This is a genomic window from Streptomyces botrytidirepellens, from assembly GCF_003721215.1.
In the GTDB taxonomy this organism is placed as follows: Bacteria; Actinomycetota; Actinomycetes; order Streptomycetales; family Streptomycetaceae; genus Streptomyces; species Streptomyces himastatinicus.
The window spans coordinates 1-23,061 of sequence record NZ_RIBZ01000330.1 but is presented as its reverse complement, the minus strand read 5'-3'; the positions used below and the strand labels follow the sequence as shown (position 1 = coordinate 23,061).

Genomic DNA, 23,061 nt, shown 5'->3' with positions numbered 1-23,061 from the left:
CCGGAAACATCAAGCGGAAAGCTCGCAGCGCAAGCACCCGGTTCCGCGGAGCAAAGCGGATCCAAGGCGAAGGGGAAGCACCTCGTGGCACGCATCGGTGACGGCGGCGACCTGCTCAAGTGCTCGTTCTGCGGGAAGAGCCAGAAGCAGGTGAAGAAGCTCATCGCGGGCCCTGGTGTGTACATCTGCGATGAGTGCATCGATCTCTGCAACGAGATCATCGAGGAAGAGCTGGCCGAGACCTCCGAGGTGCGGTGGGAGGAACTCCCCAAGCCGCGGGAGATCTACGAGTTCCTCGAGGGCTATGTGGTCGGCCAGGAGGCCGCCAAGAAGGCTCTGTCCGTCGCGGTCTACAACCACTACAAGCGGGTCCAGGCCGGGGAGAACGGCAGCCACAGCAAGGACGACGGCATCGAGTTGGCGAAGTCCAACATCCTGCTGCTCGGTCCGACCGGCTCCGGGAAGACCCTGCTCGCGCAGACCCTCGCCCGGATGCTCAACGTTCCCTTCGCCATCGCCGACGCCACCGCGCTCACCGAGGCGGGCTACGTCGGCGAGGACGTGGAGAACATCCTCCTCAAGCTGATCCAGGCCGCCGACTACGACGTCAAGAAGGCCGAGACGGGCATCATCTACATTGATGAGATCGACAAGGTGGCCCGCAAGAGCGAGAACCCCTCGATCACCCGTGACGTCTCCGGCGAGGGTGTGCAGCAGGCGCTCCTGAAGATCCTGGAGGGCACCACGGCCTCCGTTCCGCCGCAGGGCGGCCGGAAGCACCCGCACCAGGAATTCATCCAGATCGACACGACGAACGTGCTGTTCATCGTCGGCGGTGCCTTCGCCGGTCTGGAGAAGATCATCGAGTCGCGGGCCGGTGCCAAGGGCATCGGCTTCGGCGCCACGATCCGCTCCAAGCGCGAGATCGAGGCCAGCGACCAGTTCCAGGAGGTCATGCCGGAGGACCTGGTGAAGTTCGGGATGATCCCGGAGTTCATCGGCCGTCTCCCCGTCATCACCTCCGTCCACAACCTCGACCGCGAGGCGCTGCTCCAGATCCTGGTCGAGCCGCGGAACGCGCTCGTGAAGCAGTACCAGCGGCTGTTCGAACTCGACGGCGTGGAGCTGGACTTCGACCGCCCGGCCCTGGAGGCGATCGCCGACCAGGCGATCCTGCGCGGCACCGGCGCGCGGGGCCTGCGCGCCATCATCGAAGAGGTCCTGATGTCGGCGATGTACGAGGTGCCGTCCCGCAAGGACGTGGCCCGCGTCGTCATCACCGAGGACGTCGTCCACTCGAACGTCAACCCGACGCTGGTGCCCCGCTCGCGCGGCACCGAGCCGGGCGAGCGGCACGAGAAGAGCGCCTGAGCGCCCGTAGAGCGCGTACGAGAAGAGCCCCCGGTCCTCCCGGGGGCTCTTCTGGGTCCTGGGGGCCGCAGGGCGTCCTGCGGCCGGTTCAGGCGGGTTTGCGGGTGTCCTCGTAGATGCCCGCGGTCACCTTCGCGAAGGCTTCCACGTCGACGTCCGACGCGGTGGTGTTCTCCGCGTCGACGTCCAGCACCATCGCCGCGTCCGTCTCCTCCGCCCACGCGCACGCCGGAGCGTAGATCCGGTCGTACATCTTCACGACCTCGCAGTCGATGGCGGGCCCGTCCGCGCCGTCCGGCCGGAACGTCTTGCGCTCCTCCTCGACCGCCGGGGAACCCTCGCCGCCCTCGAACCCCTTGAACATCTGGTCCCGCACCGTGTCGGGGTCGTTGATCTCCCCGTACATGCCGGAGAACGCGAGCCCCGAGTTCTCGTCGTCGGCGCGCTTGTACTGGCCGAGGACCGAGGTCGCGCCCTCGGGCATGCTGCCCTGCACGCTGGTGCCCTCGTCCTTCAGCTCATCGGTGCCCTTGGCCAGGGTGTACGTGCCGTCGTCGAGCGACTTGGGGGTGACCAGGCGTATCGGCGCGGGACCGCTGTCGCCGCCGGACAGCACCACGGCGCCGGTGACGATCGCCCCCACCACCACGAGCCCCGCCGCCGACATCGCGATGATCTTGGTGCGATTGCGGCCCGGCGCGGGCCCGGGCGGCACCGGGTAGCCCGGCTGCGCAGCCTGTCCATACGGGCCCGCCTGCTGCGGATAGCCGTACCCCGGCGGGGGTGCCTGCGGATAGCCGTAACCCGGGTTCTGGGCGTACGGATTGGGCTCCGCGGACGGCTGCTGCCCCCCGCCGTACGGATTGGGCTGGGCGCCCCCGTACGGGCCGGGCCCGCCGCCCCCGTAGGGACCGGGCGGCGGCGGTGGCTGGTTGTGGCTCATGGGTGTAGGGGTATCCCTCCGGACGGTGGGCGGCGTATGGACGGGCGCGGCGCGGAACCGCTACTTGGGGATCTCGACGCGGACGTCCTTGCGCACCTTCGCGGTGATGCCCCCGGCCTGGTCGACCGACATGCCCCCACCGGAGATCACGGAGGCGGCGTCGGACACGATCACGAAGCCGACCGTGCTGTGGTCGCCCCACATGCAGATCGGAACGGTGAAGCCCTTGCTGCCCACACCGCTCGCGCTGGAGCCGGAGCCCGGGGTGAACTTGGCGTTCTGGCACTTGATGACGGCGTCGTCCGTCCCGGCGGGGGTCACCTTCTCCGGGCTGCCGACCAGTTCGGCCTTCCCGCCGCTGCTGTCGGTCGACGGGTCCTTGGTGGCCTCCTTCGCCATCTTCGCGAAGGCGCCGTCGACGACCGTCCCGGGGTCCTCCACCTCGCCCCAGACGCCCTTGAACTGCAACTGCTTCACGGACATCCCGGAGCCGGCCTTGTAGTTCGCGCCCGCGCCCTTCGGGTTCTGCACACCGAACTTCTCGAAGTCGCTGGTGTCGCTGGAGGTCATCGAGTCGTCGCTGCCATCCTGCTTGCTGTACTCGGTGGCCACCGTCTGCGGGGTGGTGAGCTTGTACCGCTTGCCGTCGTCGGCGACCGTGCCGCCGCCGTCGTCGCTGCTGCTGAACACCATCACGCCGCCGATCACCGCGGCCACCGCGACCACCGCGCCGATGGCTATCGCCAGGCCCTTCTTCTTGCCGCCGCCCTGGCCCGGGCCCGGCTGGTACGGCCCCGGCATGCCCGGCTGGCCGTACGGCTGCTGTCCGTAGGGCTGCTGACCGTACGGCGGCTGCTGCGGCTGGCCGTACGGGTTCGGGGGCTGACCGGGCTGACCGGGCTGGCCGGGCTGCGGATGACCATAGCCGGACTGCGGCGGCTGTCCGTACGGACCGGGCTGCTGGGGAGGCTGCTGCGGGTAGCCGTAGCCGGGCTGGCCGGCGGCACCGCCTTGTCCGTACGGACCCGGCTGCTGGGGCTGCTGGCCGTAGGGGCCCGGCTGGTTGTAGCTCATGCTGTTTCCCTCGTTAGGTTGTGCTCTTGTAGCTAGTTGTCGATTTCGACGCGTGCGTCCTCACGCACCTTGGCGGTCAGCTCCGCGGCGTCCTCCAGCGACATGCTGCCGCCGAGAACGGCCCCCGCCGGGTCCGCCATCACCGCGACGCCCAGGGTGCTCTTGTCGCCCCAGACGCACGCGGGTGCCTCCATGGATCCCTGATCCGACGTGAACTTCAGGGACTGGCACTTCATGACGTCCCCGTCGAAGCCGTCCGGAGAGAACTCCTGGGGGGTCCCCTTCGCCTGCGCGGTGCCGTTGTCCTGGAGCGCCTTGACGATGACCGCCAGCGCGAGGTCCGCGCCCCGCTCGGGGTCGGTCACCTCGCCCCAGACACCGGTGAACTTCAGCATCTCCTTGCCGTCGGTCTGGTAGTCGGCCGCCACCAGGTGCGGATCCTTGACCACCGGAACCTGCTGGAGGTCCTTCTTGCCCGCGGCCGACAGATCGCCGTCGTCCGTGCCGCTGCCCTGGCGCTGGTACTCCTCCGCGACCGTCTTCGGGGTCGTGAGCTTGTACGGCCCGCTGTCGCCGCCGAACAGCAGGAACCCGCCCGCCGTCAGCGCGCCCACGACCGCCAGCGCGCCCACCGCCATGCCGATGGTGCGGCCCTTGCCGCGGCCACCGGGCGCGGCGGGCGGCGTCGGCTGCTCGCCGTAGAAGCCCTGCTGCGGCTGACCCGGCTGGCCCGGCTGCGGCGCCTGCGGGGGCTGCTGGGCGTACGGGTTCGCCGGGGAGGCGTACGGGCCGCCGCCGTTGTACGGAGGGGGCGCCGCGTAGCCCCCGGGCTGCCCGGGCTGCGCCGGCTGCGGGTGACCGTAGCCGGTGGGCTGGGCATACGGATTCGGCACTGGCGGCTGGCCGGCGCCGTGAGGGCCCGGCTGTGCCCCGTAGGGGCCGGGCTGCGGCGGCGGCTGCTGATAGCTCATCGTGCCTCTCCTAGATGCGGCATGACAGGTCCCGAACATCCTTCCCGACGCGTCCCGGCGGCGTTGCGGCGGGGCCGCAACGGGTTCGTAACGGAGTCCGGTGGCCCTTTAGACTGCGGGGGTGACCGAGAACTCTCAGCAGCGCCCCGACAGCGGGCCGAACAGCCACCCTGAACTGCCGACCCAGTACGCGCCGGCCGACGTAGAGGGGCAGCTGTACGAGCGCTGGGTAGAGCGCGGTTACTTCGAGGCGGACGCCAAGAGCGGCAAGGATCCGTACACCGTCGTTATTCCGCCGCCCAACGTGACCGGATCGCTCCACCTGGGCCATGCCTTCGAGCACACGCTCATCGACGCGCTCACCCGCCGGAAGCGGATGCAGGGCCACGAGACGCTGTGGCAGCCGGGCATGGACCACGCCGGTATCGCCACCCAGAACGTGGTCGAGCGCGAGCTGGCCAAGGAGGGCCTGTCCCGCCACGACCTGGGCCGCGAGGCGTTCGTCGAGCGCGTGTGGCAGTGGAAGAACGAGTCCGGCGGGCAGATTTCGGGCCAGATGCGGCGGCTGGGCGACGGCGTCGCGTGGAACCGCGAGCGGTTCACCATGGACGACGGGCTGTCCAAGGCCGTCCAGACCATCTTCAAGAAGCTCTACGACGATGAGCTGATCTACCGCGCCGAGCGCATCATCAACTGGTGCCCCCGCTGCCTTACGGCCATCTCCGACATCGAGGTGGAGTACCAGGACGACGACGGCGAGCTGGTGTCCATCCGGTACGGCGAGGGCGACTCGTCGATCGTGGTCGCCACGACCCGCGCCGAGACGATGCTCGGCGACACCGCGGTCGCCGTCCACCCCGACGACGACCGCTACCGGCACATGGTCGGCACCGAGATCGAGCTGCCGCTCACCGGCCGCCGCATCCCGGTCGTCGCCGACGACCACGTCGACCCGGAGTTCGGCACCGGCGCGGTCAAGGTCACCCCCGCCCACGACCCGAACGACTTCGAGATCGGGCAGCGCCACGGCCTGCCGAACCTCAGCGTCATGGACGAGCACGCGGTGATCACCGCGCACGGCCCCTTCCAGGGCCTGGACCGGCTGGAGGCGCGCAGCGCCATCGTCGGAGCCCTGCGCGCCGACGGCCGGATCGTCGCCGAGAAGCGCCCGTACACCCACTCCGTGGGCCACTGCTCGCGCTGCAAGACCACGATCGAGCCGCGGCTGTCCATGCAGTGGTGGGTCAAGGTCGGCCCGCTGGCCAAGGAGGCGGGCGACGCCGTCCGCGACGGCCGGGTGAAGATCCACCCGGAGGACATGTCGAAGCGCTACTTCGACTGGGTCGACAACCTGCACGACTGGTGCATCTCGCGCCAGCTGTGGTGGGGCCACCGGATTCCGGTCTGGTACGGGCCGGACGGCGAGGTCGTCTGCGTCGGACCGGACGAGGAGCCCCCGAGCGGCGAGGGCTGGACGCAGGAGACCGATGTCCTGGACACCTGGTTCTCCTCGGGTCTGTGGCCGTTCTCCACGCTCGGCTGGCCCGAGCAGACCGAGAGCCTGGAGAAGTTCTATCCGAACTCGGTCCTGGTCACCGGCTACGACATCCTCTTCTTCTGGGTCGCCCGGATGATGATGTTCGGCCTGTACGCGATGGACGGCACCGCGCCGTTCCACACCATCGTGCTGCACGGCATGGTCCGGGACGAGAACGGCAAGAAGATGTCGAAGGCGTTCGGCAATGTCGTCAATCCCCTGGAGTGGATGGACCAGTACGGCTCCGACGCCGTCCGCTTCACCCTCGCCCGCGGCGCCAACCCCGGCGTGGACGTGCCGATCGGCGAGGACTGGGTCCAGGCGTCCCGTAACTTCGCCAACAAGATCTGGAACGCGACCCGCTTCGCGCTGATGAACGGCGCGACGGTCGAGGGCGAACTGCCCGCTCCCGAGCGGCTGTCGGCCACCGACCGCTGGATCCTGTCGCGGCTGAACGAGGTCGTCGCGGACGTCGACGCGTTCTACGACGACTACCAGTTCGCGAAGCTCTCGGACACGCTCTTCCACTTCGCGTGGGACGAGGTCTTCGACTGGTACGTCGAGCTGTCCAAGACCACCTTCCAGAAGGGCGGCGCGGAGGCCGACGCCTCGCGGCGCGTCCTCGGCGAGGTCCTCGACGTCACGCTGCGGCTGCTGCACCCGGTGGTCCCGTTCGTCACCGAGAAGCTGTGGACCGCGCTCACCGGTCAGGAGTCGGTCGTCATCGCCGACTGGCCGACGGACAGCGGCTTCCGCGACGAGGCCGCCGAGCGGGAGATCGAGAACCTTCAGCAGGTGGTCACCGAGGTCCGCCGGTTCCGCGCCGACCAGGGCCTCCAGCCCGGCCAGAAGGTCCCGGCCCGGCTCGAACTGTCCGGCACCTCGCTCGCCGCGCACGAGGACGCGATGCGCTCCCTGCTGCGCCTCCAGCCGGCCGGGGAGGGCTTCACCGCCACCGCCTCGCTGCCGGTGGCGGGCGCGACCGTGGCCCTGGACCTGTCCGGCGTGATCGACGTGGAGGCCGAACGCAAGCGGCTGGCCAAGGATCTCGCCGCGGCGGAGAAGGAGAAGGCGCAGACGACGGCCAAGCTGTCCAACGAAGGGTTCCTGGCCAAGGCGCCCGACCACGTGGTGGAGAAGATCCGCGTCCGGCAGACGACCGCCGAGGCCGACATCGCCAGGATCACCGCGCAGTTGGCGTCCCTGCCCCAGGGCTGACCCCCGACCGGTGCCCGAGCGCCCCCGTCCTTCACGGCGGGGGCGCTCCGTGCTTCGCGGCTCGGTGTGCGATGTCCCACAGTGGCCCGGGGGAAGCCCATCCACGGGCTCACTCGGGAACCCGTGGCCGTCTTCCGGGAGTTATCCACCCGTACGTCCCGGAAGGAGCTCCCCCCTCCCATGAACAAACCGCTGCGGCGCGCCTCGGTCTTCTCCCTGCTGCTCGTGCTGGTCCTGCTCGCCTGGGTCACCTATGTCCAGGTGGTGGAGGGCGGTGGGTTCCGGGACAACTCCCACAACGAACGCACGGCCATCAGCCAGTACGCGAATCCGCTGGGCAACATCATGGCCGGGGGCAAGCCCATCACCGGCTCCTCCGCCACCACCGGCGATCTGAAGTTCAAGCGGACCTATAAGGACGGGAAGGTCTACGCGCCGGTCACCGGCTATGCCTCGCAGTCGTACGGCAGCAACCAGCTGGAGGCCCTCGACCGGTCCGTGCTCGACGGCTCCGACACCCGGCTGAAGAACCCCCTCGAGGCGCTGACCCGGGAGCCGTCGAAGCCGGGCGACGTGATGACCACGATCGATCCGGCCGTGCAGAAGGCCGCGTACAAGGGGCTGGGGAACAACACCGGCGCGGCCGTTGCGCTCGATCCGGAGACCGGCAAGGTGCTCGCCCTGGCCAGCACGCCCTCGTACGACCCGAGTGCCTTCGCCGGGTCCGGCACCTCCGATCAGAAGGCCTGGCTGAAGCTGTCGAAGGACAAGGATCAGCCGATGCTGAACCGGGCGCTGCGCCAGACGTATCCGCCGGGGTCGGCGTTCAAGCTGGTGGTCGCGGCGGCCGCCCTGGAGGACGGGCTGTACTCGTCGGTGGACGAGCCGACCAAGAGCCCGGACCCGTACCGGCTGCCGGGCACGGTCACCGACATGAAGAACGAGAACGCGTCGGCGCCCTGCAAGAACGCGACGATCCGCACGGCCCTCCAGTACTCGTGCAATACGGTCTTCGCGAAGATGGCCGTGGACCTGGGCGAGTCCAAGCTGGGCGCCGAGGCCAAGAAGCTGGGCTTCGACGCCTCGGAGCTGGACATCCCGGTGCGCGCCGCCAAGAGCGTGTACCCGAGCGGCATGGACCGCTCGCAGACGGCGCTGACCGGCATGGGCCAGTTCGACGTGACCGCGACCCCGCTCCAGATGGCGATGGTGTCCTCGGCGATTGCGAACGACGGCAAGCTGATGAAGCCGTACGAGGTGGACCGTACGACGGACGGGAACGCCAGCGCGCTGGACCGCACCGACCCGCAGACCTTCACCCGGGCGATGGCGGGGTCCACGGCGCGGGAGCTGCGGTCGGCGATGCAGACGGTCGTGCAGAAGGGCACGGGCACCAACGCGAAGATCCCCGGGGTCGAGGTCGGCGGCAAGACCGGCACCGCGCAGCACGGCGAGAACAACAGCGGTAATCCGTTCGCGTGGTTCGTGAGTTACGCGGATGACGGCAGCGGCCACAAGGTCGCGGTCGCGGTGGTGGTCGAGGACAGCGACGCCCCGCGCGCGGACATCTCCGGTGGCGGCCTGGCCGGGCCGATCGCCAAGTCGATGATGTCCGCCGCCGTGGACGGCGGGGCGGCCTCCTGAGGGGGTGTCCCGAGCGGCCGTTCCGCGAGCGCGTGGGCGCTTCCTCGGCCTGTCAGGGGTCACTCGTAGACTGGTCCGTGTGAGCGAGCGCCCCCAGAACGAACCGGACGAACAGAACGAACCGGATGAATTCGACGAGATCGTCGGAGCCGAGACCGACCGCGACCCCGATCTGGCGGTGATCGAGGCCGGCAGTCGCACGCTGCGTGCGCAGTCCGGCCCGCCGGAGGGCGACGGCATTCCGGCCCGTCCCGCCGACCCCGAGCTGGACCGCGCGCTGCGCGAGGTGGAGGCGGAGCTGGCCACGCGGTGGGAGGAGACCAAGCTCGACCCCTCGCTGGTGCGCATCGAAGGGCTGCTGGACATCCTCGGCTCGCCGCACCGGGCCTATCCCTCGATCCACATCACCGGGACGAACGGCAAGACCAGCACCGCCCGCATGATCGAGGCGCTGCTGGGCTCCTTCGAGCTGCGCACCGGCCGCTACACCAGCCCGCACGTGCAGTCCATCACCGAGCGGATCAGCCTGGACGGGGCGCCGATCTCCGCCGAGCGCTTCATCGAGACCTACCAGGACATCGCGCCGTACATCGAGATGGTCGACGCCCAGCAGGAGTACCGGCTGTCGTTCTTCGAGGTGCTCACCGGCATGGCGTACGCGGCCTTCGCGGACGCGCCGGTGGACATCGCGGTCGTCGAGGTCGGCATGGGGGGCTCCTGGGACGCCACCAATGTGATCGACTCGGACGTCGCGGTGATCATGCCGATCTCCCTGGACCACACCGACCGGCTCGGCACCACTCCGGAGGAGATCGCGGCCGAGAAGTCCGGGATAGTGAAGCAGGACGCCACGGTGGTGCTCGCGCAGCAGCCCGTGGAAGCCGCGTCCGTGGTGCTCAAGCGCGCCGTCGAGGTGGACGCCACGGTGGCCCGCGAGGGCATGGAGTTCGGGGTGGTCTCCCGCGAGGTGGCGGTCGGCGGCCAGCTGCTGACGCTGCGCGGCCTCGGCGGCGAGTACCCCGAGATCTTCCTCCCGCTGCACGGCGCCCACCAGGCGCACAACGCGGCGGTCGCGCTGGCCGCCGTCGAGGCGTTCTTCGGCGTCGGCTCCCAGCACGCCCGGCCGCTCGACCTGGACACCATCCGCTCCGCCTTCGCCTCGGTCAGCTCGCCGGGCCGGATGGAGGTCGTGCGCCGCAGCCCGACCGTGGTGCTGGACGCCGCGCACAACCCCGGCGGCGCCCGGGCGGCGGCCGAGGCGGTCACCGAGGCGTTCGACTTCAGTCGGCTCATCGGCGTGGTCGGGGCCAGCGACGGCAAGGACGTTCGTGGGTTCTTGGAAGCATTTGAGCCGATTTTCGCCGAAATCGTGGTGACCCGTAATTCCAGCCATCGTGCGATGGACGCGGATGAGTTGGCCGGGCTCGCGGTCGAGGTGTTCGGTTCCGAGCGCGTGCAGGTCGAGCCCCGGCTGGACGACGCCCTGGAGGCCGCGATCACCCTCGCGGAGGAGGAGGGCGAATACGCTGGGGCGGGGGTGCTGGTCACCGGGTCGGTCATCACGGTCGGCGAGGCCCGGCTGCTTCTGGGAAAGGGCTGAAATGCGGACGCTGTGCGCCTCCACTCTGATCGGCGAGTTCTTCGTGATCGGCTTCGCCGGGCTGGTCGCGATGAAGGTGTCCGGCCTGTCGATGGGCACCGTGTGGACGGTCTGCGGCATCGCCATGGCACTGTGTGTACTGCTGTGCGGAATGCTGAGCCGTCCCGGCGCGGTGCAGATCGGCTGGGCCCTCCAGATCGGGCTGGTGCTGAGCGGCTTCGTCGTGACCACCATGTTCTTCCTCGGCGTGGTCTTCGCCGCGCTGTGGTGGGCCTCCGTCCACTTCGGCCGCAAGGTCGACCGGGCGAAGGAGCGGTTCGCCGCGGCCTCCGCCGCCTCGCCTGACGCTGCGTGACGTGGCCGACGATCACCCATGTAGCCTCAGCCGCACAGCTTCACCCGCATGCCAGTTCTTCCATGTCACTGCCAAAGGAGCCCGCACCGTGAGCCAGCGCACGCTCGTCCTTCTCAAGCCCGACGCCGTACGACGCGGACTGGTGGGCGAGATTCTCGGCCGGATCGAGCAGAAGGCGGACTGGACGATCTCCGCCCTGGAGCTGCGCCGGCTGGGTCGTGAGCTGCTGGAGCAGCACTACGCCGAGCACGTCGGCAAGCCGTTCTACGAGCCCCTGGTCGAGTTCATGTCCTCCGGGCCGGTCGTGGCGCTGGTCGTCGAGGGCGAGCGCGTGATCGAGGGAGTCCGGGCGCTGGCCGGTCCGACCGACCCGATCGCCGCGGCGCCCGGTTCCATCCGTGGCGATTTCGGCACCATCGTTCGGGAAAATCTGATCCATGCCTCGGACTCCGAAGAGTCGGCGGAGCGGGAAATCAAGATTTTCTTTCCCGGTCTCGCCTGATCCCACCTGATCTCGGCTTGATCTCACTCTGATCGATCATCAGGTGGTCACACCCCTGCTGACCTGGGGGCGGTCGAATTTCTCGGCCGCCCCTTGGCATATGCGGGCCGATCGGGGGAACGCATCTCCGCGACACGACGTCACCATTAGAGGGGGCGGGCTCGTGTTCTGCTGACAATGGCGGAGGACCCCCGCAGCGTGTTCGCGCGGGCGTGACTACGATGAAGCTTCCGCGCTCGCAGCGCACCACATCCTGCCGACCTCAAGCAAGCAATCGCTCCAGCAGGGAAGGCCTGACGTATCCTCATGGGGAACAACATGTCGTTCATCGGCCGTGACATGGCTGTCGACCTCGGGACCGCCAACACGCTGGTGTACGTCAGGGGCCGCGGGATCGTCCTCAACGAGCCATCCGTCGTCGCCATCAACACCAACACCGGCGGAATTCTCGCCGTGGGCGCCGAGGCAAAGAAGATGATCGGCCGCACCCCTGGCAACATCGTCGCCGTGCGTCCGCTCAAGGACGGCGTTATCGCCGACTTCGAGATCACCGAGCGGATGCTGCGGTACTTCATTCTGAAGATCCATAAGCGCCGCTATCTGGCCCGGCCCCGGGTGGTCGTGTGCGTTCCGTCCGGAATCACCGGAGTCGAGCGCCGCGCCGTCATCGAGGCGTCCACCCAGGCGGGCGCCCGCCAGGTGCACATCATCGAAGAACCGATGGCCGCGGCCATCGGTTCCGGTCTCCCGGTCCACGAGGCCACCGGCAACATGGTGGTGGACATCGGCGGCGGCACCACCGAGGTCGCCGTCATCTCGCTCGGCGGCATCGTCACCGCCCAGTCCATCCGGGTGGCCGGCGACGAGCTGGACAACGCGATCATCCAGCACATCAAGAAGGAGTACAGCCTCCTCCTTGGCGAGCGCACCGCCGAGAACATCAAGATCACGATCGGCTCCGCGTTCGAGAGCGAGGAAGAGGAGCACACCGAGATCCGCGGCCGTGACCTGGTCAGCGGGCTCCCCAAGACCGTCGTGATCTCCGCCGCCGAGGTCCGCAAGGCCATGGAGGAGCCGGTCAACTCCATCGTCGACGCGGTCAAGACCACGCTCGACAAGTGCCCGCCGGAGCTGTCCGGTGACGTCATGGACCGCGGCATCGTGCTCACCGGCGGCGGCGCGCTGCTCCGCGGCCTCGACGAGCGGCTGCGCCGTGAGACGGGCATGCCCATCCACATCGCCGAGGATCCGCTGGATTCGGTCGCGCTCGGCTCCGGCAAGTGCGTGGAGGAATTCGAGGCGCTCCAGCAGGTGCTGGACGCCCAGCCGCGCAGATGACAACCAGGCGGATCGGCCGTGCGGGCGGTGTGTCGCCCGTACGGCGCATCGGCGGATCCGCTGATATACAGGCATAAGGCTCCTTAAGGACCGGACGGCCACAACGAGATCGGGACCGGTCCGACTTCGACGAGGAAGGCACGTCGCCGCACGTGAGGGACACACGAGAGAGCCGGCTGCTCCTGGTGCTGCTGATCGCCATCGCGTTCGCACTGATCACGGTGGACATCCGCGGCGGCGAGGACTCGCCCCTCGACGGCGCCCGTCAGGCCGCCGCTTCCGCCTTCGGCCCGGTGGAGGACGGCGTCGCGAGCGCCGTCGATCCGGTCGGCAACGCCGTCGCCGCCGTCCGGGACTCCGACGCGCGGCACAACCGGATCAGTCAACTGGAGCAGGAGAACACCAGACTCAGGCAGCGGCTCGGCAGCGACGACCGCAACCGCGCCCGTTCCGTCGAACTCGACAAGCTGCGCCGGGTCGCGGGCACCGGCCAGTACGGCATCAAGGGCGCCGAGGTCATCGGCATCGGCGCCTCCCAGGGCTTCTCCTGGACCGTCACCCTCGACGTCGGCAGCGACGACGGCATCCAGCGCGACCAGACCGTCATCAACGGCGACGGACTCGTCGGCCGGGTCACCACGGTCGGCCCCTCCACCTCCACCGTGCTGCTCGCCATCGACCCCGACTTCACGGTCGGCACCCGGATGGAGAAGTCCAGCGAGCTGGGCTTCGCCACCGGACGCGGCGACCGCTCCCTGCACGTCCAGCTCCTCAACGGCAAGGCCAAGATCAAGAAGGGCGACCGGCTCGTCACCTTCGGCTCCCAGGCCGACAAGCCGTTCGTGCCCGGCGTCCCGGTCGGCAAGGTGGTCCGCGTCGACCCCACCGGCGGCGACCTCACCCGCACCCTCCAGGTGCGCCCCTACGTCCGCTTCAGCAGGCTGGACATCGTCGGCGTGGTCGTCCAGCCGCCGCGCTCCAACCCGCGCGACACCGTGCTGCCGCCCAAGCCCGCCAAACCCAAGCCGGCGCCCACGGTCACCGTCACGGCCACCCCCTCCGCCACCGCCACGAACCCGGCCGACAGGAGCTGACCGATGCTGCGCCTCAACCGTGTCCTCCTGTCCACCGTCCTCGTCGTCATCGCCCTCGTCGTCCAGATCTGCGTCCTCGCCCGGCTGCAACTCCCCGGCGCCGTCCCCGACCTGCTGCTGCTCGTCGTCCTCGGCCTCGCGCTGGTCTACGGCCACACCGGCGGCGCCCTGGTCGGCTTCGGCGCCGGGCTGCTCGCCGACCTCGCCCCGCCCGCCGACCACGCCGCCGGGCGCTATGCCCTGGTGCTGTGCGTGGTCGGCTATCTGGCGGGGCTCGCCAAGCCCGAGAGCGGCCAGCTCCGGTCGGCCGCCGGGCCGATGGCGGTGGTCGTCGCGGCGGCCATCGGCGCCACACTGCTGTACGCGGGGGTCGGCATCCTCGTCGGCGACGACGCGGCCCGCCATGTGGGCCTGGGCCAGCTGCTGTTCACGGCCGCCCTCTACGACCTGCTGCTGGCGCCCTTCACGGTGCCGCTGATCATGGGGCTGGCCAGACGCGGGGAGAACGACCGGATGGCCGACAGCACCGGCGGCACCGGCACCGAGGGCGGCACCCGCTGGATCACCTCGGCGGGCAGCGTCCGGGCCGGCCGGATGAGCCGGTTCCGTCGCCCCGGCCGGGCCGCCCGGTTCGGCGGCCAGGGCGGCGGCCTGCTGACGAAGGCGACGAAGCGGACCGGCCGCATCAAGGACGGCCGCATCAAGCTCAAGGGGGTCAAGCGCCTGTGAGCACAGCCCTCCCGCCGACCCCCGCCGCTCTTCCGCCGACCGCCGCCCTCCGGTCGCCCGCAGCCCTCCCGTCTCCCGCCTCCACCCTCAACGGAGCGCCATGAGCAATATCCCGGAGACCGGACGGACTCCCCGGGTCACCGTCCGCCTCGTCGCCATCCAGATCCTCGTCTTCTCGCTCCTGCTCACCCTCGGCGGACGTCTCTGGTACCTACAGATCCGCAACGGCGACGAATACACCGAGAAGGCCGCCAACAACCACGTCCAGCAGGTCGTCCACCCGGCCGTGCGCGGCTCGATACTGGACGCCCGCGGGGTGCCCCTCGCCGACAACGAGACCCGGCTCGTGGTCTCCGCCAGCCGCACCGCGCTGATGAAGGAGCCCGACGACGGCGAGGCCGTCCTCACCCGGCTCGCGGGCGTCCTGAACATGAAGCCCAAGGACGTCCAGGACAAGGTCCGGCTGTGCGACGCCGAGACCCCGCAGCCCTGCTGGAACGGCTCCCCGTACCAGCCCATCCCGATCACCGACGAGGCCAGCGCCAAGCAGGCGCTCCAGATCCGCGAGCGCGAAGAGGACTTCCCCGGGATCAGCGCCGAGCCCACCGCCGTGCGCCGCTACGCCGCCCCGGCCGGTTCCAACGCCGCTCAGGTGCTCGGCTACCTCTCGCCGGTCACCGATGAGCAGATCAAGAAGGCCGAGCACACCAAGTCGCCGCTGCTCCGCTCCGACCAGGTCGGCTCCAACGGGCTGGAGAGCGAGTACGACAGCAAGCTGCGCGGCAAGGCCGGGGTGACCCGCTACGAGGTCGACAACCTCGGCCGCGTCATCGGCCAGCGGGAGAGCCAGCAGGCCCGGCCCGGTGACAACGTCGTCACCAGCCTCGACGCACGCGTCCAGGCGGTCGCGGAGAAAGAGCTGGACCAGGCGATGAAGGACGCCCGCAAGCAGTACGACCGGAACACCGGCACGAAGTACAAGGCGGACTCCGGCTCGGTCGTCGTCATGGAGGCCAAGACCGGCCGGGTGGTGGCGATGGCGTCCAACCCGGCCTATGACCCCAACGCCTGGGTCGGCGGCATCTCCGGCAAGGACTACAAGAAGCTCACCGGCAAGGACAGCAACTACCCGCTGCTGAACCGGGCGATCCAGGGCCAGGCGGCCCCCGGCTCGATCTTCAAGGTGATCCCGACGACCGCGGCGGTCAACGCCGGGTACGGCTTCGACGGGCCCTACGCCTGCACCAGCTCGTTCAACATCGGCGGCCAGGTCTTCAAGAACTTCGAGTCCGAGAACCACGGCGGGATCAGCCTCGGCCGCGCGCTGGAGGTCTCCTGCGACACCGTCTTCTACCGGCTCGCCTACGAGCAGTGGAAGAAGGACGGCGGCAACAAGCCCAAGAAGCACCCGGGGGACTGGTTCTACAAGACCGCCCATCAGTTCGGCCTCGGCAAGGAGACCGGCGTCGACCTCCCCAACGAGGTCAGCGGCCGGGTCCCGGACCGCCAGTGGAAGAAGGACTTCTGGAAGGCCAACAAGGACGCCTGGTGCAAGAACGGCAAGAAGGACGGGAACTACACCCAGCGGCTGTCCTACGAGAACTGCCTCGAGGGCATGAAGATGCGCGCCGGTGACTCCGTCAACTACTCGATCGGCCAGGGCGACACCCTCGTCACCCCGATCCAGATGGCCACCATCTACGCGGCGATCAGCAACGGCGGCACGCTCTACGACCCGACCGTCGGCAAGGCGATCGTCAGCCCGGACGGCAAGCACATCCAGGAGATCAAGCCCAAGTCCCACGGCAAGCTGCCGATGAAGGGCGACACTCACGACCGGATCGACAAGGCGCTCGCGGGCGTCGCCACCCGGGGCACCGCCGCCTGGCGGTTCCAGGGCTGGCCGCAGGACAAGATCCCGATGCACGCCAAGACCGGTACCGCGGAGGTCTACGGCAAGCAGACCACCTCGTGGTTCGCGACGTACACCAAGGACTACTCGGTCGTCATGACGATCTCGCAGGGCGGCACCGGCTCCGGCGCCTCGGGTCCGGCCGTGCGCAAGATCTACAACGCGCTGTACGGGGTCGACGGCAAGGGCAAGATCAACGAGAAGAAGGCGCTGCTGCCCAAGCCGCAGACCGACCTCCCCAAGATCTCCTCCGACGGCTCGATCGAGGCCCAGCCGGTGGGCAAGCCGTTCGCCCTGCTCGGCGACACCCGGCGGCGGGGAGGTGCGCAGCAGTGAGCGCGTCCACCCACGGCTACTCCGTCCCCCGCTTCACTCCCGAGCGCGGCACCTGGCGCAAGCTCATGGCGCGCGACTCGCTGCTGCGCCGCCTGGACTGGGTGCTGCTGCTCACCTGCCTCGCGCTGTCCGCGATCGGCGCGGTGCTGGTGTACTCGGCGACCCGCAACCGCACCGAGCTGAACCAGGGCGATCCGTACTACTTCCTGGTCCGGCACGCCCTGAACACCGGCATCGGGCTGCTGCTCGCGATCGGCACCGTCTGGCTCGGCCACCGCACCCTGCGCGGCGCGGTGCCGGTGCTGTACGGGCTGTCCGTCATCCTCGTCCTCGCCGTCCTCACCCCGCTGGGCTCGACCATCAACGGCGCGCACGCGTGGATCGTGATCGGTGCCGGGTTCTCCCTCCAGCCCGGCGAGTTCGCCAAGATCACGATCATCCTGGGCATGGCGATGCTGCTGGCCGCGCGCGTCGACGCGGGCGACCGGCTCAGTCCCGACCACCGCACGGTCGTCCAGGCGCTCGGCCTGGCCGCGCTGCCCATCGCGATCGTGATGCTGATGCCGGACCTCGGCTCGGTGATGGTCATGGCGGTGATCGTGCTCGCGGTGCTCCTCTCCTCCGGCGCGTCCAACCGCTGGATCGCCGGGCTGATCACCACCGCGGTGCTCGGCGCGCTGCTGATCTGGCAGCTGCACGTCCTGGACCAGTACCAGATCGACCGCTTCGCCGCCTTCGCCAACCCCGCCCTGGACCCGGCGGGCGTCGGCTACAACACCAACCAGGCGCGCATCGCGATCGGCTCGGGCGGTCTCACCGGCAAGGGGCTCTTCCACGGCACCCAGACCACCGGCCAGTTCGTGCCCGAGCAGCAGACGGACTTCGTCTTCACGGTCGCGGGGGAGGAACTGGGCTTCCTCGGCGCGGGCCTGATCATCGTGCTGCTGGGCGTCGTCCTGTGGCGCGCCTGCCGGATCGCCCGGGGCACCACCGAGCTGTACGGGACGGTCGTCGCGGCCGGGATCATCGCCTGGTTCGCGTTCCAGTCGTTCGAGAACATCGGGATGACGCTGGGCATCATGCCGGTGGCCGGTCTGCCGCTGCCGTTCGTCTCGTACGGCGGCTCGTCGATGTTCGCCGTATGGATCGGGATCGGACTGCTCCAGTCCATCAAGGTGCAACGCCCCGTATCGGCCTGACCCGCGCCGAGGGACCTCCCGCCGAGGGCGCCGGGCGACTACATTCAGGCCATGGTGGACATGATGCGGGAGATCGAACGCAAGTACGAGACCACCGATGGTGACGCCGGGACCGGCGGCCTGCCCGAGCTGGCCGGGGTCGCCGGGATCGCGCAGGTGAGGGACCGGGGCGTCGTCACACTCGACGCCACGTACTACGACACCCCCGGGCAGCGGCTCGCCGCCGACGGCATCACGCTGCGCCGCCGCACCGGGGGCGACGACGCCGGCTGGCACCTCAAGCTGCCGGTGGGCCCGGACGTACGGGACGAGATCCGCGCCCCGCTCTCGGACACGCTGCCCGCCCACCTCGCGGGCCTCGTACGCTCCCGCACCCGCGGCACCGGCCTGGTACCCCTCGTCCACCTGCTGTCGGAGCGGAATGTCCGGCACCTCGTGGACGACGACGGCACGCTGCTCGCCGAGCTGTCCGCCGACACCGTCACCGCGCGCCGACTGGCCCCGGCCCCCAGTGACCCGGTGAGCTGGACCGAGGTCGAGGTGGAGCTGGCCGAGGGCGGTGACCCCGTGCTGCTCGACACCCTGGAACCGCATCTGACGGACGCCGGGCTGCGCCGTGCCGACCTCCCCTCCAAGCTCGCCCGCGCCCTGGCCGAAACCGGCCCGCGCGAGGGCGGACAGAAGAAGGCCGGTCGGAAGCCCGGAAAGAAGCCCGGCAAGAAGAAGGCCGGAGAGAAGGCCGCAGGAAAGAAGAAGGCCACGGCCACCGCCGGTGACATCGTCCTGGACTACGTACGCCGCCAGATCACCGCGATCGTCACCCTCGACCCCGCCGTGCGCCTGGACACCTACGACTCCGTGCACCGCATGCGGGTCGCCACCCGCCGGCTGCGCAGCGTCTTCCGCTCGTACCGCAAGGTCCTGGACCGCACCGTCACCGACCCCATCGGCGCCGAGCTGAAGTGGCTGGCCGCCGAGCTGGGCATCGACCGGGACCGCGAAGTGCTCACCGCGCGCATCGGCGAACGGCTCGCCGAGGTGCCCGTCGAACTGCGGCTCGGCCCCGTCGCCGCCCGACTGGAGATCTGGTCGCACGCCCGCCGCACCGGTTCGCGCGACCGGCTGATCGGCGTCCTCGACGGCGAGCGCTATCTCGCGCTGCTCGACACCCTCGACGCGCTCCTGACCGATCCGCCGCTGCGCCGGGCCGCCGCCCGCCCGGCCGCCGAGGTGATCCGCAAGGCCGTGCTGCGCGACTACGAACGGCTCGCGGACCGCCTGGAGCCGGTCCTGGACGCCCCCTCGGGGCCCGAGCGCGACGTCGTCCTGCACGAGGCCCGCAAGGACGCCAAGCGCGCCCGCTACGCCGCCGAGGTCGCCCGCCCGGCGCTCGGCGCGCCCGCGAAGGCGTTCGCGGGGCTGATGACCGAGGTGCAGGAGCTGCTCGGCGACCACCAGGACAGCGTGGTCGCGCGGGAGGCGCTGCGCGAGCTGGCCGTCCAGGCGCAGGCGGCGGGGGAGTCCACCTTCACCGTCGGCCTGCTCTACGGCCGCGAGGAGGCCCTCGCGGCCGCCCGCGAGCGTGAACTGCCCGGTTTGTGGGCCGAGGTCTCCCGCCGGGAGCACCGGGCGGCGCTGGAGAGCCGACCGTAGAGCCGGCCGTGGCGATCCGGCCCGGACGGGACCGGTACGCTTGAGGGTCACCCCTGTCCGCGCACGAAGGTTACTGATGTCTGTCGAGTCGGTCTTCCCACAGCTTGAGGCCCTGCTCCCCCATGTGCAGAAGCCGATCCAGTACGTGGGCGGCGAGCTCAACTCCACGGTCAAGCCGTGGGACTCCTGCGATGTCCGCTGGGCGCTCATGTACCCGGACGCCTATGAGGTCGGGCTGCCCAACCAGGGCGTCATGATCCTCTACGAGGTGCTCAACGAGCGCGAGGGTGTGCTCGCCGAGCGCACGTACAGCGTCTGGCCGGACCTCGAAGAGCTGATGCGCGAGCACCAGGTGCCGCAGTTCACCGTGGACGCGCACCGCCCGGTGTCCGCCTTCGACGTCTTCGGCGTCTCCTTCTCGACCGAGCTGGGCTACACCAACCTGCTCACCGCGCTCGACCTCGCCGGTATCCCGCTGGACGCCGCCGACCGCACCGTGGACCACCCGGTCGTGGTCGCGGGCGGCCACGCCGCGTTCAACCCGGAGCCCATCGCGGACTTCATCGACTGCGCGGTGATCGGCGACGGAGAGCAGGCCGTCCTGGAGATGACCGAGATCATCCGCGCCTGGAAGGCCGAGGGCCGTCCGGGCGGCCGCGACGAACTGCTCTTCCGCCTCGCCCGCACCGGCAGCATCTACGTGCCGAAGTTCTACGACGTGGAGTACCTGGCCGACGGCCGGATCTCCCGCGTCGTGCCGAACCGCTCGGGCGTGCCGTGGCGCGTCTCCAAGCACACCGTCATGGACCTCGACGAGTGGCCGTACCCGAAGCAGCCGCTGGTGCCGCTCGCCGAGACCGTGCACGAGCGGATGTCGGTGGAGATCTTCCGCGGCTGCACCCGCGGCTGCCGCTTCTGCCAGGCGGGCATGATCACCCGCCCGGTGCGCGAGCGTTCCATCACGGGCATCGGCGAGATGGTCGACAAGGGCCTCAAGAACACCGGTTTCGAGGAGGTCGGCCTGCTGTCGCTCTCCTCCGCCGACCACACCGAGATCGGCGACATCGCCAAGGGCCTCGCCGACCGGTACGAGGAAGACAAGATCGGCCTGTCCCTCCCGTCGACCCGGGTGGACGCCTTCAACATCGACCTGGCCAACGAGCTGACCCGCAACGGCCGCCGCTCGGGTCTCACCTTCGCCCCCGAGGGCGGCTCCGAGCGCATCCGCAAGGTCATCAACAAGATGGTCTCGGAAGAGGACCTCATCCGTACGGTGTCCACCGCGTACGGCAACGGCTGGCGGCAGGTGAAGCTGTACTTCATGTGCGGTCTGCCGACCGAGACCGACGAGGACGTGCTCCAGATCGCCGAGATGGCGACCAAGGTGATCGCCAAGGGCCGTGAGGTGTCCGGCAAGAACGACATCCGCTGCACCGTCTCGATCGGCGGGTTCGTCCCCAAGCCGCACACCCCGTTCCAGTGGGCGCCGCAGCTCAGCGCCGAGGACACCGACGCCCGGCTGGAGAAGCTGCGCGAGCGGATCCGCGGCGACAAGAAGTACGGCCGCTCGATCGGCTTCCGCTACCACGACGGCAAGCCCGGCATCGTCGAGGGCCTGCTGTCGCGCGGCGACCGCCGGGTGGGCGCGGTCATCCGCGCCGTCTACGAGGACGGGGGCCGCTTCGACGGCTGGCGCGAGCACTTCTCCTACGACCGCTGGATGGAGTGCGCCGAGCGCACCCTGCCCGACTTCGGGCTGGACGTCGACTGGTACACCACCCGCGAGCGCACCTACGAGGAGGTCCTGCCCTGGGACCACCTCGACTCCGGTCTCGACAAGGACTGGCTGTGGGAGGACTGGCAGGACTCGCTCGACGAGACCGAGGTCGAGGACTGCCGCTGGACCCCGTGCTTCGACTGCGGCGTCTGCCCGCAGATGGACACGTCCATCCAGATCGGTCCCACCGGCCGCAAGCTGCTGCCGCTCTCGGTCGTGAAGTAGCCCTCGGGCGAGGTAGCCCTCGGGCAACCGGCCGGTCACAAAGTACGCTGGAAGGCGCACGGGCCGCACAGGCCCGTGCGCCGACAAGCGAAGAAGCACAAGGAGACAGTCCCCTGGGCAAGCGACAGCCCGAAGGCCCGCCGCCCGCACCCGCGGTGCAGCGCATCCGTTTGCGTTACACCAAGCGCGGCCGCCTCCGGTTCACCAGCCACCGCGACTTCCAGCGCGCCTTCGAGCGGGCGCTGCGCCGCGCCGAGGTGCCCATGGCGTACTCGGCGGGCTTCACCCCGCACCCCAAGGTGTCGTACGCCAATGCCGCACCCACCGGCACCGGCAGTGAGGCCGAGTACCTGGAGATCCAGCTCACCGAGGCGCGGGACCCCGAGACGCTGCGGGCGCTGCTCAACGAGTCGCTGCCCGACGGGCTCGACATCACCGACGCCGTCGAGGCCCGCACCTCCGGGCTCGCCGACCGGCTCCAGGCGTCCGTGTGGGAGATCCGGCTCGACCGGGTCGCCCCGGCGGAGGCCGAACGGGCCGTGGCGGCCTTCCTGGAGGCCGAGACCGTCGAGGTCGAGCGCCGGACGAAAAACGGCATGCGCACCTTCGACGCCCGCGCCGCGGTGGCCCGCCTGGAAGCGTCCGCAGGTCGGGGCGATAGGCCTGGCGACGGTGGCTGTGCGATACTGCGGCTGGTAGTACGGCATCTGACACCTGCCGTGCGACCCGACGACGTCCTGTCCGGTCTCCGCGCTACGGCCGACCTGGCGCCGCCGGTCCCCGCAGCGGTGACCAGGCTGGCGCAGGGGCTGCTCGATGAGGAGTCCGGCACGGTGACCGACCCGCTCGCGCCCGATCGCGAGGCAGTTCAGGCCGCCCCACCCACGGCCGCCGAGCTGACCGCCGCGATGGTGGCGCCGGAAGGTTCCGCGTAAGGACCGCCGTCGATGCGCCGCCCAGGCACTTGGGAGCCACCCGGGTCCGGCAGGCGCACTGACCAGGAGACTTTCGCCGGTCCCGGCCCTGAAAACCGGCCCGGCGAGCGATACGACAGCTCCCGTGCGGCGCCCGCGCCCCGGACGGCGGAACCCGCGCAGCGCGCGGGGCCCGGCCGGAAGCAGGCGCGGCGCCCGGGAGCGTGACGGGAGAACCGCCCGCATGCTCGAGCCCATTGAGCCGACCGAACCTATCCAGCCCCAGGCACAAGCCGCGCCGCGCGCCGCCGGCGCCGGGGATTCCACCTCACCCAGCGACACCCTGCCGCCGCGCCGCCGTCGTGCGGCCTCCCGCCCCGCCGGTCCGCCGGTGGGCGCCGCGAGTGGCGCCGAGGTGACCACGCCCGCCGTCCCGGCCATACCGGCCGAGTCGATCGCCGCCGGTGCCGCCGTGGCCGCCGCCGAGGCGTCCGGCGCCTCCGACGCCTCCGCCGCCTCCGACGGTGACACCGTTTCCGCCGCTCCGCCCGCCCGTGCGCGCCGCCGGGCCACGCGCAGGACCGCCGCACCGGCGGGTGCGCCGGAGGTCGCGGAGACCGTGGTTCCGGCGGAGGCCGCCGAGCCGTCCGAGCCCGCCGAGGCCCCGGC

At 70.2% G+C, this 23,061-nt stretch carries 17 protein-coding genes and 1 pseudogene; 15 read left to right on the top strand and 3 right to left on the bottom strand.

Annotated elements, in window-relative coordinates; genetic code table 11:
* Nucleotides 1-84 precede the first annotated feature (84 nt).
* On the top strand, nucleotides 85-1,371 hold the full coding sequence (clpX, locus tag EEJ42_RS29895) for an ATP-dependent Clp protease ATP-binding subunit ClpX (protein WP_123104843.1): 1,287 nt from the start codon (nucleotides 85-87) through the stop codon (nucleotides 1,369-1,371).
* An 88-nt stretch (nucleotides 1,372-1,459) separates the two neighbouring features.
* On the opposite strand, the gene EEJ42_RS29890 is transcribed toward clpX, so the two are convergent.
* From EEJ42_RS29890 to EEJ42_RS29880, 3 genes are read right to left on the bottom strand one after another with little or no spacing between them, the layout of a single operon-like run.
* On the bottom strand, nucleotides 1,460-2,314 hold the full coding sequence (locus EEJ42_RS29890; protein WP_123104841.1) for a hypothetical protein: 855 nt from the start codon (nucleotides 2,312-2,314) through the stop codon (nucleotides 1,460-1,462).
* A 60-nt stretch (nucleotides 2,315-2,374) separates the two neighbouring features.
* Nucleotides 2,375-3,388: a hypothetical protein gene (locus tag EEJ42_RS29885; protein WP_123104839.1), complete on the bottom strand. Its 1,014-nt coding sequence runs from the start codon at nucleotides 3,386-3,388 to the stop codon at nucleotides 2,375-2,377.
* Nucleotides 3,389-3,420: 32 nt separating this feature from the next.
* Nucleotides 3,421-4,359 (bottom strand): hypothetical protein, encoded by a 939-nt coding sequence (locus EEJ42_RS29880; protein WP_184503339.1) that lies wholly within the window; start codon nucleotides 4,357-4,359, stop codon nucleotides 3,421-3,423.
* 121 nt (nucleotides 4,360-4,480) lie between these two features.
* Between EEJ42_RS29880 and EEJ42_RS29875 the strand changes: the two genes are divergently transcribed.
* The 14 genes and pseudogenes from EEJ42_RS29875 to EEJ42_RS51180 all read left to right on the top strand — a co-directional run.
* Nucleotides 4,481-7,114, top strand: a complete 2,634-nt coding sequence (locus EEJ42_RS29875; RefSeq protein WP_123104835.1) for a valine--tRNA ligase — start codon at nucleotides 4,481-4,483, stop codon at nucleotides 7,112-7,114.
* A gap of 180 nt (nucleotides 7,115-7,294) precedes the next feature.
* Nucleotides 7,295-8,758 carry a peptidoglycan D,D-transpeptidase FtsI family protein gene (locus tag EEJ42_RS29870; protein WP_123104833.1) on the top strand — a complete coding sequence of 488 codons (1,464 nt, stop codon included), beginning with the start codon at nucleotides 7,295-7,297 and terminating at the stop codon, nucleotides 8,756-8,758.
* Nucleotides 8,759-8,837: 79 nt separating this feature from the next.
* Nucleotides 8,838-10,358: a bifunctional tetrahydrofolate synthase/dihydrofolate synthase gene (folC, locus tag EEJ42_RS29865; RefSeq protein WP_123104831.1), complete on the top strand. Its 1,521-nt coding sequence runs from the start codon at nucleotides 8,838-8,840 to the stop codon at nucleotides 10,356-10,358.
* Between the two features lies 1 nt (nucleotide 10,359).
* The gene (locus tag EEJ42_RS29860) at nucleotides 10,360-10,713 is read left to right on the top strand and encodes a DUF4233 domain-containing protein (RefSeq protein ID WP_123104829.1); all 354 of its coding nucleotides are present in this window, start codon (nucleotides 10,360-10,362) and stop codon (nucleotides 10,711-10,713) included.
* An 88-nt stretch (nucleotides 10,714-10,801) separates the two neighbouring features.
* Complete coding sequence (gene ndk, locus EEJ42_RS29855) at nucleotides 10,802-11,215, top strand: nucleoside-diphosphate kinase (RefSeq protein WP_123104827.1); 414 nt, start codon at nucleotides 10,802-10,804, stop codon at nucleotides 11,213-11,215.
* Between the two features lie 318 nt (nucleotides 11,216-11,533).
* On the top strand, nucleotides 11,534-12,553 hold the full coding sequence (locus tag EEJ42_RS29850; protein WP_039941926.1) for a rod shape-determining protein: 1,020 nt from the start codon (nucleotides 11,534-11,536) through the stop codon (nucleotides 12,551-12,553).
* 152 nt (nucleotides 12,554-12,705) lie between these two features.
* Nucleotides 12,706-13,647 (top strand): rod shape-determining protein MreC, encoded by a 942-nt coding sequence (gene mreC, locus EEJ42_RS29845; RefSeq protein ID WP_123104825.1) that lies wholly within the window; start codon nucleotides 12,706-12,708, stop codon nucleotides 13,645-13,647.
* Between the two features lie 6 nt (nucleotides 13,648-13,653).
* Nucleotides 13,654-14,376 carry a rod shape-determining protein MreD gene (gene mreD / locus EEJ42_RS29840; protein ID WP_123104889.1) on the top strand — a complete coding sequence of 241 codons (723 nt, stop codon included), beginning with the start codon at nucleotides 13,654-13,656 and terminating at the stop codon, nucleotides 14,374-14,376.
* A 100-nt stretch (nucleotides 14,377-14,476) separates the two neighbouring features.
* A complete protein-coding gene (gene mrdA / locus EEJ42_RS29835; RefSeq protein WP_123104823.1) occupies nucleotides 14,477-16,624 on the top strand; it encodes a penicillin-binding protein 2 in 2,148 nt (715 codons plus the stop codon).
* A 65-nt stretch (nucleotides 16,625-16,689) separates the two neighbouring features.
* Entirely contained in the window at nucleotides 16,690-17,823 is a 1,134-nt protein-coding gene (rodA, locus tag EEJ42_RS29830) for a rod shape-determining protein RodA (RefSeq protein ID WP_246097483.1), read from the top strand.
* Nucleotides 17,824-17,874: 51 nt separating this feature from the next.
* Nucleotides 17,875-19,476 carry a CYTH and CHAD domain-containing protein gene (locus tag EEJ42_RS29825; protein ID WP_123104819.1) on the top strand — a complete coding sequence of 534 codons (1,602 nt, stop codon included), beginning with the start codon at nucleotides 17,875-17,877 and terminating at the stop codon, nucleotides 19,474-19,476.
* A gap of 76 nt (nucleotides 19,477-19,552) precedes the next feature.
* Nucleotides 19,553-21,478, top strand: coding sequence for a TIGR03960 family B12-binding radical SAM protein (locus EEJ42_RS29820; RefSeq protein WP_123104817.1), 1,926 nt, complete (start codon nucleotides 19,553-19,555; stop codon nucleotides 21,476-21,478).
* Nucleotides 21,479-21,633: 155 nt separating this feature from the next.
* Nucleotides 21,634-22,413 (top strand): TIGR03936 family radical SAM-associated protein, encoded by a 780-nt coding sequence (locus tag EEJ42_RS29815; protein WP_123104815.1) that lies wholly within the window; start codon nucleotides 21,634-21,636, stop codon nucleotides 22,411-22,413.
* A 223-nt stretch (nucleotides 22,414-22,636) separates the two neighbouring features.
* A pseudogene (locus EEJ42_RS51180) lies at nucleotides 22,637-23,061 on the top strand (ribonuclease E/G); the annotation flags it as partial.

Bases quoted from the DNA above. Each gene is read 5' to 3' on its own strand.
- EEJ42_RS29850 (WP_039941926.1), top strand. From the start codon at position 11,534: ATGTCGTTCATCGGCCGTGACATGGCTGTCGACCTCGGGACCGCCAAC.
- EEJ42_RS29890 (WP_123104841.1), bottom strand. From the start codon at position 2,314: ATGAGCCACAACCAGCCACCGCCGCCGCCCGGTCCCTACGGGGGCGGC.
- EEJ42_RS29885 (WP_123104839.1), bottom strand. From the start codon at position 3,388: ATGAGCTACAACCAGCCGGGCCCCTACGGCCAGCAGCCCCAGCAGCCG.
- EEJ42_RS29870 (WP_123104833.1), top strand. From the start codon at position 7,295: ATGAACAAACCGCTGCGGCGCGCCTCGGTCTTCTCCCTGCTGCTCGTG.
- EEJ42_RS29880 (WP_184503339.1), bottom strand. From the start codon at position 4,359: ATGAGCTATCAGCAGCCGCCGCCGCAGCCCGGCCCCTACGGGGCACAG.
- EEJ42_RS29825 (WP_123104819.1), top strand. From the start codon at position 17,875: ATGGTGGACATGATGCGGGAGATCGAACGCAAGTACGAGACCACCGAT.
- EEJ42_RS29860 (WP_123104829.1), top strand. From the start codon at position 10,360: ATGCGGACGCTGTGCGCCTCCACTCTGATCGGCGAGTTCTTCGTGATC.
- rodA (WP_246097483.1), top strand. From the start codon at position 16,690: ATGGCGCGCGACTCGCTGCTGCGCCGCCTGGACTGGGTGCTGCTGCTC.
- mrdA (WP_123104823.1), top strand. From the start codon at position 14,477: ATGAGCAATATCCCGGAGACCGGACGGACTCCCCGGGTCACCGTCCGC.
- EEJ42_RS29820 (WP_123104817.1), top strand. From the start codon at position 19,553: ATGTCTGTCGAGTCGGTCTTCCCACAGCTTGAGGCCCTGCTCCCCCAT.